Consider the following 14965-nt stretch of genomic DNA (forward strand, 5'->3'; position numbering starts at 1 on the left):
CGGTGTGCGGCGCGCAGCTGAACGGGCAGGGCCGCGATGAGGGGGCCCCGGTGGGGCGGGCGGGCGACCTCGATATACGGGATACGCGGCCGGGTATCCGCTGTGCAGTGGCGCGGCCGGCCGAGGCTGCCGGCGGGCGGCGTGCGCCGGGGCGCCCCAGAGGTGGTCGGGGCTCCCCTGCGCCCGGTTTCCCGGTCGGTCCGTGGCCACGGCCGGTGCTGTCGGGTATCCGGGGTTTTCCGTCCTCGGGGCTGCTGGAGTCGCGGTCCCGGGGACGGGCCCGGCGGGCCGGGACACCACATCGGTGGTGGCTGCCACATCCGATTGTGCCCGGGTCGCTGCCCGGACATGCTGGTGCAACACCTCCAGATCACGGCCGAGGGAGCTCAGCCGATCGCCGAGCGCGCTGAAATTTTTGGCGGTCGCGATGAACTCGCCGGACAGGCGAGAGATGAATGCCGGATCCATCGAAGTCGTCATGATTCGATGGTGGGGCGTGGACGAGTCGGGTGGATGAGTAGGACTACTCGGATCGATGCTGTCGGCTACTCGAGTTCCGGTGATTCGTTCCGGTGGAGGATTCGAGCCCGCGCGTAGTCGGCGAGCAACTTGGAATCGCGCACCCGTCCGCTGTCGTACAGGTCGCCGAATCGGGCACGATAGGATCGGAACCAGTGCGGGTCGTCGGCCAGGAACAGGATGTCGTGTACCGCCATTCGCCGTACGACGAATACCGGCACAGGTGCGCGATCGACCGGGAAGGTTTTGTTTCGGACCGCGGGCGCGCAGCATTCCGGATGAAACTGACCGAGCATCAGGCCGGCTTCCACGATCTGCCGTTTGACCCGCCGGTGTATCTCGTCGACCAGCGGCCATTGGTGTTCGGGCATGGTCGGTAGCGCGACGACGACCGCCTGCCGATTGGGTTCGGAGACCACCCACTCGGTCGATTCGAAGGTGGCGACGGCATCCTCGATAATACGGGCCAGCTCGTCTGCCCCGAAAGCCGGTTCCCAGGCCGCGGCGCGGACGACAACGCCTCCCGCGCGCAACGCCGGCTCGACGAATGGGCAGATTGCACCCGGACGGCCCAAGTCGTCGTGCGGGCGTCCGATGTAGTCGGTGAGCCACTGCGACAGTTGATCCGCAACTGTCGCGTCGAGTCCGGCCACAGCACGGCTCGCGTTCCGCGAATCGACGATATCGCGAACCAGTTCGTCGACGACCGCCTTGCGCACATGGGGCACGGTGACGATATGGGCGCGGTCGCCTTCTGTGGCCAGATGGTACTTCCGGCAGATCCAGTCGACCGGACGGTCGAACACCACGATGATCGATTCCGGGTGCAGGACCGGGTGTTGTCCGGCGTCCTCGAGTTTGGTTGCGGTGTAGGACGCGGTCTCCAGCGCGGTACGCGCATTGTGCTCGAGCCCGGCCACCCCTTTGGACGCCAGGGAGTACCACAGCAGCGCGCTGGCCAGTCCGCTGCGAGAACAGCCGAGTGTGGCATCGGTGGCGCCGACGTACTCGCCTTCCACACGGGAATCGACCAGGCCGGACCGGCACATGGCCACTGCACACGGCACAGGCATCCCCAGCATTTTGTGCATGCTCACCGAGAGACTGCCGACCTCGTCCCGGAGGAATCCCCATGCTCGCCGATGCTCGGTGAAGGGCGCCAGTAGCCCACCGAGAGCAGCATCGAGATGGACGTAGACCTGACCGGCCGGGGCCGCGGCCCGAATGATCGCGTCGATATCGTCGATTGCGCCGGCCATGGTCGTACCGATGGTCGCCACGACCACCGCACCGCGTCCTGCCTCGCCTCGGCAGGCTGCGGCGAGCGCCTCGGCATCCATCCGACCGGTGCTGTCGCAGTCGACGACCACGAGTTCTTTGCGCATGAGCCGCGCGTTCTTACGAATCGAGTAATGCGCGTCCCGACTGCAGAAGATCTTGGCCTCGGGCAACCTCGTGCAACCACGATCCAAACCGAACTGATTGGCCTCACTCCCACCGGCCGCCACATAGCCATAGATCTGCTCAGGTTTCGCATTGGCCAGTCCGGCCATGAAGTCGATGACCGCGCGTTCCATCATCTTGGCGCCGACATCCGACTTATCCGCACTGTCCGGATCCCCGACATTGTTGGCGAATATGTCGAGCAGACCGGACAGCCGCCCGAACCCGAAATCGAGATTGCCGGGAAAGCCCAGTACGTAGGGCTCCTCGCGGCGCATACCGGAGATGTACTCGTCGAGATGCGCCAGCAACTCCTGTGCTGGGCGGGGACTGTGATCGATCGAGTGTCGGCCTGCCGTCGAAAGGATCACGTCTACCGCCTAGTCCACGATTCGGGCGGCGCGACTATCCGTCGCTACGCCCAACCAGATTCGCTGCTCAGCTAACACTGGCTCGGCCTACTCCGCCCTCGCGGCACCTCCCGCTGCTGGCGATAGCGGTGTCGAGGACGCCGAATGCAGGCAGGCTGCCGCCGGCCATGTCTTCCTCTGCACCGGCAGGTGCGCGGCGGCTCAGTCGAGGCCTTGCTCGATGACATAGCGGGTCAATTCGACCCGGTTGGCGAGCTGTAGTTTGCGCAGGGTGGCCTGCACGTGGTTCTCGACTGTGCGATGGCTCAGGTCCAACCGGGTCGCGATCTGCCTGGCGGACAGGCCTTTGGCGACCAGCCGCAGCACTTCGGTCTCCCGGTCGGTCAGCGCGGGCCGGTGCGGTGCGCCGGGATCGGCCGGGGCGGTGGCCATCCGGCGGTACTCGCCCAGGACCAGGCCGGCCAGTCCGGGAGTGAAGACCGCCTGTCCGGCGGCCGTCGCGTGGACCGCGGCGACCAGTTCGGCGGCCGACGCGCTCTTCACCAGATAGCCGGAGGCCCCGGCCTTCACCGCGTCCAGCACATCGTCGCGTTCGCCCGACGCCGAAAGCACCAGGACCCGGCTCTCCGGGGACACCCGTAACACCTCGGCGGTGGCCAGTGCCCCGTTGCCGTCGGGAAGTTGCATATCCATCAGCACCACCCGGGGCCGGGTGGCGGCGGCCCGGCGGGTGGCGGCCGCGGCGTCCTCGGCGGTGGCCGCCACCCGGAAACCGGCCTCGGTGAGATCGCGGGACACCCCTTCGCGCCAGATCGGGTGGTCGTCGACCACCATCACCGAAATCGTCTCCGCCGCCGATTCGCTCACGCCGTCGCTCCTTCCGCGTTCGCGTCGTCCTCATCCTGCCAGAGCCACGGTGCCCGCCGGCGTGCCGAACACGCGGGGACCGGGTCAGCCGCGGGGGATGCGGAACTCCCATTCCGTGCCTTCGCCGGTGGTGGCCGTGGTGAGTAGTTCGGCGGTGCCGCCCAGCGCCGTGATGCGGCCGGTGATCGATCGCGACACTCCCATCCGGCCCTCGTTCTCGGCCTCGGTGAGCCGGCCGGGCGCGATCCCGGCCCCGTCGTCGCGCACACTCACAATCAGTTCCGCGCCGGTGTCCTCCAGTAGGACGAACGCCCGGGCCGCGGGACCCGCGTGCAACTCCACATTGGTGAGGGCGGCCGCGACGGCGGCGGCGATCTCCTCGGCGGTCCAGCGGCCGAGCCGCACCGGATCGCCGGGAGTCGAGACCACCACATCCGGCGCGGCGTAGGCGGTGAGCAAGGGACGCAGGTCGACGGTCGTCACGTCGCCGCCGGTCGCGGCGCCCTGTTCGGAGAGGAGCCGCCGCAGCGCGATCTCCTGCTCCTCGGCGCGCTCGGCCAGTTCGATGGCCGGGCCGCCGATCTCGGTGCCGCGCCGGGTGATGTAGGAGAGGATCTGCAGGACGCCGTCGTGTACCTGGCGCGTCAGCCGTTCCCGCTCCGCGGCGGCCGCGGTGAGCCGTACCGCCCGCTGGAGTTGTTCCTGGGCGCGCCGCGCCGTGTTCGCGGCCAGACCCAGCGCCAGGCCCACCGAGACCAGTACCGGAGCGGTGGCATCGGCCCAGACGTCCTGGCCCCATTGCTGCCGCATGGTGATGATGGTGGCCGCGACCACCAGGCCCGAGACGACTCCCGCGATGGGGCCGCGCAGAATGGCGGCCGAGATCACCGCGTTCGCCGACCACATGGTGGTGGGCAGCGGCTGATGTCCGTGGTACCAGTCGTAGTCGGCGACCAGCGGTGTCGCCGCGATCAGGCCGAGGACCACGAGATGGTCACCGGCGACCACGAGTGTGCGGATGCGCGCGGTCCGGGGGGTGTGCCATTGCGCGAGCAACAGTGCCGAAATCCCCGACCACAGCACCATGAGCGTGATGAAAGCCCAGCTCAACCGCGGGTTCTCGTAGTACCGCACGGAGGCGATCTGCTGGCCCACCGCGTACAGCAGGGTGACCAGCCGGAAGGCCTGCACCGCCCGCCACAGCGGGGCGGTGGCGGCATCGGCGGGATCGGGTTCGCCGATCCGATGAGGGGGCATACGGTGCCTTCCTCGTCCGACTACCGGCAGGGGAGCGGCGACCCGGCGGGGTACGCCCGGTCCCGGTTCGCCGCGAGCGCGCGGCATTCGCCCGGTCGAACACCGCGGCCGAGTTCGTCGTTCGCCGCCACTCCCGCGGGCAATCCCTTCGGCACGATCCGGGTGTGTATCGCTTCGCCGTCGGTCGGGGCCGAGTAGGCGGTGCGAGGCACGGTGGTCTCCCGGTGGGTGCGCGTGGTGGCCATATCCGAACTCTAGGGAGCTGTGGCGGCGATCGGCGGGCGAATGTCCGGTACGGTTCCGACCGGTCCGAGATACCGCGCGGTCCAGGACCGGTCGAACCAGCCCGGGGCCGCCGCCCGGAAGCGCGCCGGACTCCACGACCCCGCCCCCGCCGGTACGGTACCGACGAGTTCGACGCCGGTGACCCGCGGCAGGTCCGCGCGGTTGGTCCGGGTCGCGAGGTCGGGTCGTGCGGGCCACGAACCCACCACCAGTCCGGCGCATTCCACCCCGGCCTGCCGCAGCGCCCAGATGGTGAGTTCACTGTGATTGAGGGTGCCGAGACCGGGAGCGGCGACCACCAGCACCGGGGCCGCCAGTTCGCGGGCGAGATCGAGCAGGGTGAATTCACCGAGCCGGACCAGCAGTCCGCCCGCGCCCTCCACCAGCACCAGATCGGCGGACCCGAGATCGGCTATGGCGGTGGCGGTTTCGGCCAGGGTGAGCAGCGGGGCGCCGCACCGGCGGGCGGCCGTGGCGGGGGCCAGCGGTTCGGGGTAGCGAGCCGGCTCGACGGTCCGGGTCACCCCGGCGAGCGCGGTGACGACAGCGAGGTCGCCTGGTTCGCCGGGGGCGATACCGGTCTGGGCGGGTTTGCAGACGGCGACCTCGTGACCGGCCCCGCGGGCGACCGCGGCCAGCGCGGCAGTGGTGACGGTTTTGCCGACCTCGGTCGAGGTGCCGGTGACGAAGAGCAGGGTCATCTCGCCACCGTCCCGGCGCCGCGGGCCCGGGCGAGAACCGGGGTCAGTACGGCGGCGATGGTGGCGAGGTCGGCGGCCGACAGATCGGCGCGGGCGGTGATCCGCAGCCGGGATGTGCCCTCCGGAACCGACGGCGGCCGGAAACAGCCGACCTCCAGGCCCTGTTCGCGGCAGGCCAGCGCCGCCTCGTAGGCGATCCGGGGATCGCCCAGCACCACCGGGACGACCGCCGAATCCGGAGTGGGTACACCGGCGATCCGGGCTATCTCGGCCGCCCGGTCCACTACGCGCCGGGGCAGTCCGGGGTCCCGGCGCAGGATCCGCAGCGCGGCGCGGGCGGCGCCCACGGCCGCCGGCGCCAGACCGGTGTCGAAGATCATGGTGCGGGCCGTATCGATCAGGTGCGCCCGTACCCGCCCGGCGCCGAGGACCACGCCGCCCTGGGCGGCGAGGGCTTTGGACAGGGTCGCGGTCACCACCACGTCGGGTGCGCCGGCGAGTCCGGTCTCGTAAACGAGACCGCGTCCGCCGGCGCCGCGCACACCCAGCCCGTGCGCCTCGTCGACGAGCAGCACCGCGCCGTGTGCGTGGGTCACCCGGTGGAGTTCGGTCAGTGGTGCGAGGTCGCCGTCGGCGCTGAACACCGAATCGGTGAGCACCAGCGCACGTTCCTCGCTGCGCGTGGCCAGCAGCCGGCGCACCGCGCCGATATCGCGATGGGGGGCTATCTCGACCCGGGCGCGGGACAGGCGGCAGGCGTCCACGAGGGAGGCGTGACAGCCGGCATCGGAGACGATCAGCGAACCCCGGCCGGCCAGTGCGGTGACGGCACCCAGGTTGGCGGCGTAGCCGGAGGCGAACACCAGCCCGGCCGCGAAGCCGGTGAACTCCGCCAGCTCGGTTTCGAGTAGTTCGTGTTCGGTGGTGGTACCGGTGACCAGCCGGGAACCGGTGGACCCCGCGCCCCACCGGTGCACGGCCTCGACGGCGCCCGTGATCACCTCGGGGTGCCGGGCGAGCCCGAGGTAGTCGTTGGACGCCAGATCCAGGCCGGTCGCGCCGACCGGGCGCGGTCGTAGGTGTCGGCGCAGTCCGGCGGTCGTGCGCGCGGCGGCGCGGTCGTCGAGCCAGGCCAGTGGATCGGAGGTCACGGGGGCACCATACTTGAACGGTGTTCAAGGTTGTGTCGAGTGTCCCTCGGTCGAGGGCCGCGCACCCGCTCCGGTCAGCGGATCTCGGCGCCGAGGCGGTGCCGGATACCGGCGGTGAACAGTTGCAGGCCGAAATCGAAGCGGGCCGTCGGATCCTCCGATGCGGCGAGCGTGCCGGCGTCGGCGGCGAGGGCGCCGGCGGAATCCATCTGCATCCGGGACTGTTCGTCGACGGTGTGCCCGAGCACGTAGTACAGCAGCGTGTACGCCGCGAGTTCGGCCTCCGCGCGCGGTATTCCGGCGCGAATGACCGCGGCGGCGAGTCGTTCCCGGCCCTTGCTGGTGGTCAGGCGGGAGGCGTAGGTCGCCGAGACCAGCTCCGCGCCGTCCCGGTAGGTGAGCAGGCAATCGCGCAGCCGGTGGGCCAGTTCGGCGAGTGCTCCCGACCAGTCGCCGGCGCGCGCCGGGTGCTCCATCGGGGCGAGGATGCGGTCGGCCACGGCGCCGAGCAGTGCCTGTTTGTTTGGGAAATGCCAGTACAGCGCGCCGGGCTGGACCCGCAACGCGCCCGCGAGTCGACGCATGGTGAGGTCGGCCAGGCCGTACTGGTCGAGGATGGCGAGGGCGCCGTCCACGACGTCGTCCCGGTGTAACTGCACGGTGCGGACCTCCCGATATCGCTGATTCCTCCTGACGCTACCCCAGCCTGAACACCGTTCAAGCTTTGGCGCTACCCTGCACTGAACACCGTTCAAGTTCTGGTCCCGCACGGACTGGAACCAGGAAAAACTCTCGGACGAAGGGATCCGCCCGTGACACAGGCATCCGATACCACCGCGAAGACCGCGGACGTGCTGGCCCTGGCGCGCGACCAGGTCCTGGAGCGCGGAATCGGACTCACCCGCGAGCAGACCCTCGACGTCCTGCGCCTCGGCGACGACCGACTCGAACCCCTGCTCGAACTCGCCCACGAGGTACGGATGAAGTGGTGCGGTCCCGAGGTGGAGGTCGAGGGCATCATCAGCCTCAAGACCGGCGGCTGCCCGGAGGACTGCCATTTCTGCTCCCAGTCGGGCCTGTTCCAATCCCCCGTACGCGCGGCCTGGCTGGATATCCCGAGCCTGGTGGAGGCGGCCAAACAGACCGCCAAGACCGGCGCCACCGAATTCTGCATCGTCGCCGCGGTACGCGGACCCGACGAACGGTTGATGGCCCAGGTGGCCGCCGGAGTCGAGGCCATCCGCAACGAGGTCGACATCCAGGTCGCCTGTTCGCTCGGCATGCTCACCCAGGACCAGGTCGACCGGCTGGCCGCGATGGGTGTGCACCGCTACAACCACAACCTGGAGACCGCGCGCTCCTACTTCCCGAACGTGGTCACCACACACAAGTGGGAAGAACGGTGGAACACCCTGCGGATGGTGCGTGCGGCCGGAATGGAGGTCTGCTGCGGCGGCATCCTCGGTATGGGTGAAACCCTGGAACAGCGTGCCGAATTCGCCGCCGACCTGGCCGCGCTCGAACCCGACGAGGTCCCACTCAACTTTCTCAACCCCCGGCCGGGCACCCCTTTCGGCGACCTGGAGGTCCTCCCGGCCGCCGATGCGTTGCGTGCCGTCGCGGCGTTCCGGCTCGCCCTGCCCCGCACACTGCTGCGGTTCGCCGGGGGCCGGGAGATCACCCTCGGCGATCTCGGCGCCCGCCAGGGCATTCTCGGCGGTATCAACGCGGTGATCGTCGGCAACTACCTCACCACCCTCGGCCGTCCCGCCGAACAGGACCTGGACCTGCTCGGTGAACTCGAGATGCCGATCAAAGCGCTCAACGAAACGTTCTGATCGGCGATGTCGGCCGGGGAAGGAGCGAGGTCGTGAGTACTGTCGGCGATATGGACGCGCGCTACAACCCGTTCACGGGCCGGCCGATCGTGCCCGGGCTCGACGAACCGATCGCCCGGGCGGTGGCACTGGGCCTGGAACCGCCGCGGTTCTGCGAGCACTGCGGCCGCCGGATGGTGGTGCAGATCGATCCCGACGGCTGGTGGGCGTCCTGCTCCCGACACGGCCGGATCGATTCCGCCCGCCTGGAAAGGCGGTAGCGGTGTCCGGGCGCAACCAGGCCGGGACGCGTCGGGAAATGCGCGCCGCCCTCGTGCTGCTGCTCGTGGTGGTACTGGTGAGCGTGCTCGTGGGAGCCCTGTGGGGTCTGCTGGCGCCGACCGAGCGGGTGCTGGTGGTGGAGCCGGGCCGCGGTGCCGCGCTGGTCGGGGAGAGCCTGCACCGGTTCGACGCGACGGCGTTGTTCGCCGGTGCCGGAGCGGTCACCGGGTTCCTGTCGGCGGTGGCGGCATGGCGGTGGCGCCGGATGCGTGGTCCGCTCCAGTGCGCCGGGTTGCTGCTCGGCTCTGTGGCCGGCGCCTGGATCATGGCGTGGGCCGGGGACATGGTTGTCACCTGGGACAATCCGCGGCTCGAGGATCCACCGGTCGGTCAGATCGTGGCATTGCCCGTGGAATTGGGCACTCAGCTCGCGCTGGTGGTGCAGCCGCTGCTGGCCGGCCTGGTGATCCTGCTGCTGGCCGGGTTGAGCCCGACCGAGGATCTCGGGACCGGTTTCGTCAGTGCCTTCGGTGACTCCCGGCCTCAGCCCTATGCCGATCCGGAGCCCGAAGACGTCGCGTATCGCCCGGTCCCACCGGGCGCCGTGCCGACCGGCGATCCGGCCCGAGCCGGGGCGCCGGCCGGTCCCGGCGGAGGGGCCGGGGGCGATGCGCCCGCCGCCCCGCCGCGCCCGCAGCGCTGAACTGCCGGGCGCGGCGTCGAAGCCACGAAACCACGACGGGCGGCTGCACTTGGTACCGGCGGTGTGCACCCGTCCGGTCGCGGTGGACGGGCGGAATACGCTCGCCGGCGCTGGCATACGACGGATGCGCGTTGCGGTCCCGATCGCGGCGTAGCGACGGCGGCCGGTCGGTACGAGGTATCCCGGTGGGCGGCCGTGCGGCCGGCTACCGGGGTCGTCGCCCATGGTCGTAGGCTGAACGAATTCGGCACGACGACAGGGAGATTGCTTCGTGGGCTTCACCAGTGCGCTCGTGGTCGAGGAGATCGATGGGACGTTCTGGAAGGTCCGGGAACCGCTCGGTTACGCGGGCGCGAATGAACATTTCGAAGTACCCGTCGGGTTCCGGACCGATTTCGCCTCGGTGCCGCGGCCGGTGGTGTGGCTGATACCCCGCTACGGCGTGTACACGCGGGCGGCCATCCTGCACGACTATCTGCTCCGCTCGGAGTTGGTGAGCAAGGTCGACGCCGACGGGCTGTTCCGGCGGGCGCTGCGCGAATGCGCGGTATCGCTGCCGCGGCGCTGGATGATGTGGGCGGCGGTGCGGTTCGGCAGCCGATTGCGCGGCGCCTCCCCGGCGGCTGTGGCGGCGTTCACCGTGATCGCGGTGCTGTCGATCCTGTTCCTGTTCGTCCCCACCCTGGTGGTGACGCTGTTCCTGCTGCTGTTCTGGGCCGTCGAGGTGATCGTCTGGCCGCTGGACCGCGGGGCCCGGCGTCCGGAGAAACAGCCGGTACCGCGGCCGGAGCTGCGGACCTGATTCCGCCGCGGCCGCATGCGCACCCCGGTCCGCGTGGCCCTCGCCTGCCTGCTCGGTCGAGCCCGCGGTCGCCACGGCGTCAGTTGCGCGGGCGGAGCGCGGCGAATTCGTCGGTGACGCGCAGACCGGAATCGCTGAATCGGTAGACCGAGGCGGGGCGCCCCCCGGCCCGTCCCGGGGCGGCGGTGTCCCCGGTGGGGGTGATCACCTTGCGCCGGGTAAGGACCCGCTGCAGGTTCGTCGTATCGACGTCGTAACCCAATGCGGCGCAATAGATTTCCCGCAGGGTGGACATGGTGAACCGATCCGGCGCCAAGGCGAAGGAAATATTGGTGTAGGAGAGTTTCGCGGCCAGTCGTGCCCGGGCGTGTTCGACTACGGTGCCGTGATCGAACGACATCTCCGGTAGTGCGGCCACCCGGTGCCAGGAGGTGTCCTCCGGCAGCTGCGGGTCGGCGGTGAGGGGGACCAGGCCCAGATAGGCCGAGGCGATCCGGCGCGGACCGGGAACCCGGTCGGGGGCGCTGAACACCGACAGCTGCTCGAGGTGGTCCACCTCGCGCACATCCACCTTCTCGGCCAGCTGCCGGCGCGCCGAGGTGTCCAGGTCCTCGTCGTTGCGTAGCCGGCCGCCGGGGAGCGACCAGGTGCCGCGCTGCGGGTCCAGCGCGCGCTGCCACAGGAGGACCGCGAGTTCCCGCTGCCGGCGGGGCGTACGGCGGACCCCGGTCTTCGTATCGCTGTGACCTGCGGCGTTGTCGGCAGGGAAGTGGCGAACCTGGAACACCGCGGTGAGTGATTCATGGATGGTGCTAAACTGGTCCACGTTTTCGATCATAAGTCGAAAACCTGGTTGAGTGCGAATCGGCAGGCCGATCGCGCGGAGGAAGGAGCGACCATGGCGACGATGGGAGCAGATTTGGCCCCGGCGCCGGGTACCGCACTGCGGGAGCGGATCAGCGACGGGCCGTCGGGCTACACGGGGGTCGAGGCGACACCGGAATGGGCGGCCGAGGTGAAACGCCTGGCCCGGCAGCGCAATGCCACCATTCTCGCGCACAACTACCAGCTGCCCGAGATCCAGGATGTGGCCGACCACGTGGGTGACTCGCTGGCGCTGTCCCGGATCGCGGCCGAGGCACCCGAGGAGACCATCGTCTTCTGCGGTGTGCACTTCATGGCCGAGACCGCGAAGATCCTGAGCCCGGAGAAGACCGTGCTGATCCCCGACGAGCGTGCCGGGTGCTCGCTCGCGGATTCGATCACCGCCGAGGAACTACGCGACTGGAAGGCCGAGCACCCGGGCGCGGTGGTGGTGTCGTATGTGAACACCACCGCGGCGGTGAAGGGGCTCACCGATATCTGCTGTACCTCCTCCAACGCGGTCGACGTGGTCGCCTCGATCGATCCCGGTCGCGAGGTGCTCTTCCTGCCCGACCAGTTCCTGGGCGCGCATGTGAAGCGCGAGACCGGTCGCGAGAACATGCACATCTGGATGGGCGAATGCCATGTGCACGCCGGCATCAACGGCGACGAACTCAACGACCAGGCCCGCGCGCACCCCGACGCCGAACTCTTCGTGCACCCCGAATGCGGTTGCGCGACCTCGGCGCTGTACCTGGCCGGTGAAGGCGAATTCCCCGCCGACCGGGTGCACATCCTGTCGACCGGCGGCATGATCGACGCCGCCCGCGCCACGAAATCGAACCAGGTGCTGGTCGCGACCGAGGTGGGCATGCTGCACCAGTTGCGCAAGGCCGCCCCCGGTATCGATTTCCGGGCCGTGAACGACCGCGCCGCCTGCAAGTACATGAAGATGATCACCCCGGCCGCGCTGCTGCGCTGCCTGGAAGAGAACCGCGACGAGGTGCGCGTCGATCCGGAGACCGCGGCGCTGGCCCGGCATTCGGTACAGCGGATGATCGAGATCGGCACCCCGGGCGGCGGGGAATGACGCCGGCCCGGGCGTGACACCGCCGTCCCCACGGACGTGGAGTACGTGATGACCCATCGACTCGATCGCGAGTGGGAGGCCCGCGCCGACCTCGTGGTGATCGGCGGCGGGGTGGCCGGGCTCACCGCCGCCCGCGCGGCCGCGCGGGCCGGGGCGCGGGTGCTGATCCTGAGCAAGGGTGGCCCGGCCGATACCGCCACGCAGTACGCACAGGGCGGTATCGCCGTCGTCGCGCCGCACGGGGATTCGGTGGACTCCCATGTCACCGACACCCTCGCGGCCGGCGGCGGGCTGTGCGATCCCGACGCGGTGCGTTCCATCGTCGCCGGCGGCCCGGACGCGGTGGCGGCCCTGACCGATCTGGGTGCGGTCTTCGACCTCGGCCGGGACGGGCAGGTGTCGCGGACCCGGGAGGGTGGGCACAGCACCCGCCGCATCATCCACGCGGGCGGCGACGCCACCGGCGCGGAAGTGCAGCGGGCGCTGTCGGCGGCCGGTTTACCGGTGCTCTTCGGTACGGCGGTGCTCGAAGTCGTCACCGGCGCGTCCGGCGTCCGAGGAGTGCGCGCCGTCTCCGAACGCGGCCGCGGTCGCGTGCACGCGCCGGCGGTGTTGCTTGCGACCGGCGGTCTCGGGCAGCTGTACGCGTTGAGCACCAACCCGGCCGGCGCGACGGCCGACGGTGTGGCCCTGGCGCTCTGGGCGGGCGCGGCGGTGGCGGATCTGGAATTCGTGCAGTTCCATCCCACCGTCCTGTACACACCCGACGGTTTCGGCCGGCAGCCGCTGATCAGCGAGGCGGTGCGCGGTGAGGGCGCGCGCCTGGTGGACGCGCGGGGCGATTCGGTGACCGCCGGTGTCCATCCGCGCGGTGATCTGGCGCCCCGAGACGTGGTGTCCCGGGCCATCGCGGCGCGGATGCGGTCGCTCGGCGCCGATCACGTGTACCTCGACGCCCGGGAGATACCCGAGTTCACCCGGCGTTTTCCGACCATCACCATGTCCTGCCGCGCCGCGGGTATCGACCCTCGCCGCGATCTGATCCCCGTGGCGCCCGCCGCGCACTACCAGTGCGGCGGTGTGGTCACCGATCTGCACGGGCGTACCGGCGTGCCCGGGCTCTACGCGGCTGGAGAGGTCGCGCGCACCGGGTTGCACGGCGCCAACCGGCTGGCCTCCAACAGCCTGCTCGAGGGGCTGGTGATGGGCGAGCGGGCCGGGCTCGCGGCGCTGGAGCGGCTGGGTGAACCGGCCGGTGTCCCGGGCGGGTCCGGAGAGGTCCGGCCGGTGCTGCCGCGCCCGGAGCTCCAGCAGACGATGACCGAGCACGCCTCGGTGGTCCGTGACGGCGCCGGGCTGACCCGGGCGGCCCGGGTCCTCGGCACCGCGCGCGGCGCCGAGGCGGCGGTCTCGACGACCGCCGTACCGGTGCTCCGGTCCGGCGCATCCGCGGAGATCGTGGCCCGGGTCGAGGACGCCGCGCTCACGGTGACCGCGCGGGCACTGTTGCTGGCGGCGCGAGTGCGCGCCGAGAGCCGCGGCTGCCACACCCGCTCCGATCAGCCGCGGCCGGCACCGGGGCCGGCCCAGCCGATCGTGATGCGCCTCGACGAGGGCGGGGCGCCGCGAGTGGTCACCGAACCGACGCCACTGGCGGCACCGTCGTGAGCGGCCGACCGGCCGCGGCGTTCGCGACCCGCCCGCTACCGGAGGCGGCCGGGCCGGTGCCCGCCGACGAAACGATCCCGCGCGCCCGGACGTCCGGATCGAGAACGAGGAGAAGGCAATGACAGTGGATCACGGTCTGGACCCCGAGGAAGTCGGCGGTCTGATCCGGACCGCGCTGGACGAGGACCTGCGCTACGGGCCCGATATCACCACCGCGGCCACCGTTCCCGCCGACGCGGCGGTGAAGGCCGCGGTGGTGGCCCGGCAGCCGGGTACCGTCGCCGGAATCGATATCGGGCTGCTGGTGCTCGACGAAGTGATCGGCGTCGGCGGCTACGAGGTCACCGAGCGGGTGCCCGACGGCACCCGGATCGCGCCTGGGCAGACGGTGCTGGCGCTGGTCGCGCCGACCCGCGGCCTGCTCACCGCCGAGCGCACCATGCTCAACCTGATGTGTCATCTCTCGGGAATCGCCAGCGCCACCGCAGACTGGGTGGACGCGGTCGAGGGCACCGGCTGCCGGATCCGGGACAGCCGGAAGACTTTGCCCGGTCTGCGCGCCCTGCAGAAGTACGCGGTGCGCGCCGGCGGCGGCGTGAACCATCGCATGGGTCTGGGTGACGCCGCGCTGATCAAGGACAATCACGTCGTCGCCGCGGGTTCGGTCGTCGAGGCACTGCGGGCGGTCCGTGCCGCCGCGCCGGATATCGACTGCGAGGTCGAGGTCGACGATCTCGACCAGCTCGACGCCGTACTCGCCGAGCAGGTGCAATTGGTCCTGCTCGATAATTTCCCGCTCTGGCAGACCCAGGCCGCGGTCCAGCGCCGCAATGCCGTCGCACCGCAGACGAAGCTGGAATCCTCCGGCGGCCTCACCCTCGATATGGCCGCCGACTACGCGCGGACCGGCGTCGATTTCCTGGCGGTGGGCGCACTGACCCATTCGGTCCGGGTGCTGGACCTGGGCCTCGATATGTAGCGATATCGATACAGCCCGGTTCGCGGTCACCCACACCGGGCTTCGGCCTCCACCAGGGCAACGGAAGGCGATCGGCGCCGGCATCCCGCCTCCGGACCGGTGGGTTACGCGGACTTCTGCGTTCTCGGCCCGGGCCGCGCCGCGACACCATCGCGGCGCAGACCCC

The 14965-nt window shown here is 70.5% G+C and carries 15 protein-coding genes; 7 read left to right on the forward strand and 8 right to left on the reverse strand.

Translation table 11 applies throughout. From position 1 onward, the window contains the following. Nucleotides 1-545: 545 nt before the first annotated feature. The 7 genes from ACQPYS_RS08895 to ACQPYS_RS08925 all read right to left on the reverse strand — a co-directional run bounded on the left by ACQPYS_RS08895 (nt 546) and on the right by ACQPYS_RS08925 (nt 7253). A complete protein-coding gene (locus tag ACQPYS_RS08895) occupies nt 546-2273 on the reverse strand; it encodes an aminotransferase class I/II-fold pyridoxal phosphate-dependent enzyme (protein WP_433492270.1) in 1728 nt (575 codons plus the stop codon). Nucleotides 2274-2534: 261 nt separating this feature from the next. Further along, on the reverse strand, nt 2535-3167 hold the full coding sequence (locus ACQPYS_RS08900) for a response regulator (protein ID WP_431940966.1): 633 nt from the start codon (nt 3165-3167) through the stop codon (nt 2535-2537). 117 nt (nt 3168-3284) lie between these two features. Continuing rightward, nucleotides 3285-4457, reverse strand: coding sequence for a MacS family sensor histidine kinase (gene macS / locus ACQPYS_RS08905; RefSeq protein WP_433492271.1), 1173 nt, complete (start codon nt 4455-4457; stop codon nt 3285-3287). Between the two features lie 20 nt (nt 4458-4477). Next, on the reverse strand, nt 4478-4702 hold the full coding sequence (locus ACQPYS_RS08910; RefSeq protein WP_063036443.1) for a hypothetical protein: 225 nt from the start codon (nt 4700-4702) through the stop codon (nt 4478-4480). Nucleotides 4703-4711: 9 nt separating this feature from the next. Then, entirely contained in the window at nt 4712-5443 is a 732-nt protein-coding gene (gene bioD / locus ACQPYS_RS08915; RefSeq protein WP_433492272.1) for a dethiobiotin synthase, read from the reverse strand. After that, nucleotides 5440-6594, reverse strand: coding sequence for an 8-amino-7-oxononanoate synthase (locus ACQPYS_RS08920; RefSeq protein ID WP_433492273.1), 1155 nt, complete (start codon nt 6592-6594; stop codon nt 5440-5442). The genes bioD and ACQPYS_RS08920 overlap by 4 nt, the downstream gene beginning before the upstream one ends. Before the next feature lie 74 nt (nt 6595-6668). Continuing rightward, on the reverse strand, nt 6669-7253 hold the full coding sequence (locus ACQPYS_RS08925; protein WP_063036440.1) for a TetR/AcrR family transcriptional regulator C-terminal domain-containing protein: 585 nt from the start codon (nt 7251-7253) through the stop codon (nt 6669-6671). A gap of 153 nt (nt 7254-7406) precedes the next feature. Here ACQPYS_RS08925 and bioB point away from each other — a divergent pair, with 153 nt between their 5' ends. From bioB to ACQPYS_RS08945, 4 genes are all read left to right on the forward strand, one after another. After that, the gene (gene bioB / locus ACQPYS_RS08930) at nt 7407-8432 is read left to right on the forward strand and encodes a biotin synthase BioB (protein ID WP_433492274.1); all 1026 of its coding nucleotides are present in this window, start codon (nt 7407-7409) and stop codon (nt 8430-8432) included. 50 nt (nt 8433-8482) lie between these two features. Further along, nucleotides 8483-8692, forward strand: a complete 210-nt coding sequence (locus ACQPYS_RS08935; RefSeq protein WP_431940965.1) for a hypothetical protein — start codon at nt 8483-8485, stop codon at nt 8690-8692. A 2-nt stretch (nt 8693-8694) separates the two neighbouring features. Next, nucleotides 8695-9396 carry a DUF2567 domain-containing protein gene (locus ACQPYS_RS08940; protein WP_433492275.1) on the forward strand — a complete coding sequence of 234 codons (702 nt, stop codon included), beginning with the start codon at nt 8695-8697 and terminating at the stop codon, nt 9394-9396. 271 nt (nt 9397-9667) lie between these two features. After that, complete coding sequence (locus ACQPYS_RS08945; protein WP_245664568.1) at nt 9668-10198, forward strand: DUF1353 domain-containing protein; 531 nt, start codon at nt 9668-9670, stop codon at nt 10196-10198. A 79-nt stretch (nt 10199-10277) separates the two neighbouring features. On the opposite strand, the gene ACQPYS_RS08950 is transcribed toward ACQPYS_RS08945, so the two are convergent. Next, entirely contained in the window at nt 10278-11036 is a 759-nt protein-coding gene (locus ACQPYS_RS08950; RefSeq protein ID WP_433492276.1) for an NUDIX hydrolase, read from the reverse strand. A 60-nt stretch (nt 11037-11096) separates the two neighbouring features. Here ACQPYS_RS08950 and nadA point away from each other — a divergent pair, with 60 nt between their 5' ends. The 3 genes from nadA to nadC all read left to right on the forward strand — a co-directional run bounded on the left by nadA (nt 11097) and on the right by nadC (nt 14799). Continuing rightward, nucleotides 11097-12152, forward strand: a complete 1056-nt coding sequence (gene nadA / locus ACQPYS_RS08955) for a quinolinate synthase NadA (RefSeq protein ID WP_431940923.1) — start codon at nt 11097-11099, stop codon at nt 12150-12152. Between the two features lie 48 nt (nt 12153-12200). Further along, entirely contained in the window at nt 12201-13820 is a 1620-nt protein-coding gene (locus ACQPYS_RS08960) for an L-aspartate oxidase (protein ID WP_433492277.1), read from the forward strand. Nucleotides 13821-13938: 118 nt separating this feature from the next. Then, nucleotides 13939-14799 carry a carboxylating nicotinate-nucleotide diphosphorylase gene (gene nadC, locus ACQPYS_RS08965; RefSeq protein WP_433492278.1) on the forward strand — a complete coding sequence of 287 codons (861 nt, stop codon included), beginning with the start codon at nt 13939-13941 and terminating at the stop codon, nt 14797-14799. Nucleotides 14800-14965: the final 166 nt, after the last annotated feature.

This window comes from Nocardia grenadensis, from assembly GCF_050942415.1.
GTDB classification, from domain to species: Bacteria; Actinomycetota; Actinomycetes; order Mycobacteriales; family Mycobacteriaceae; genus Nocardia; species Nocardia grenadensis.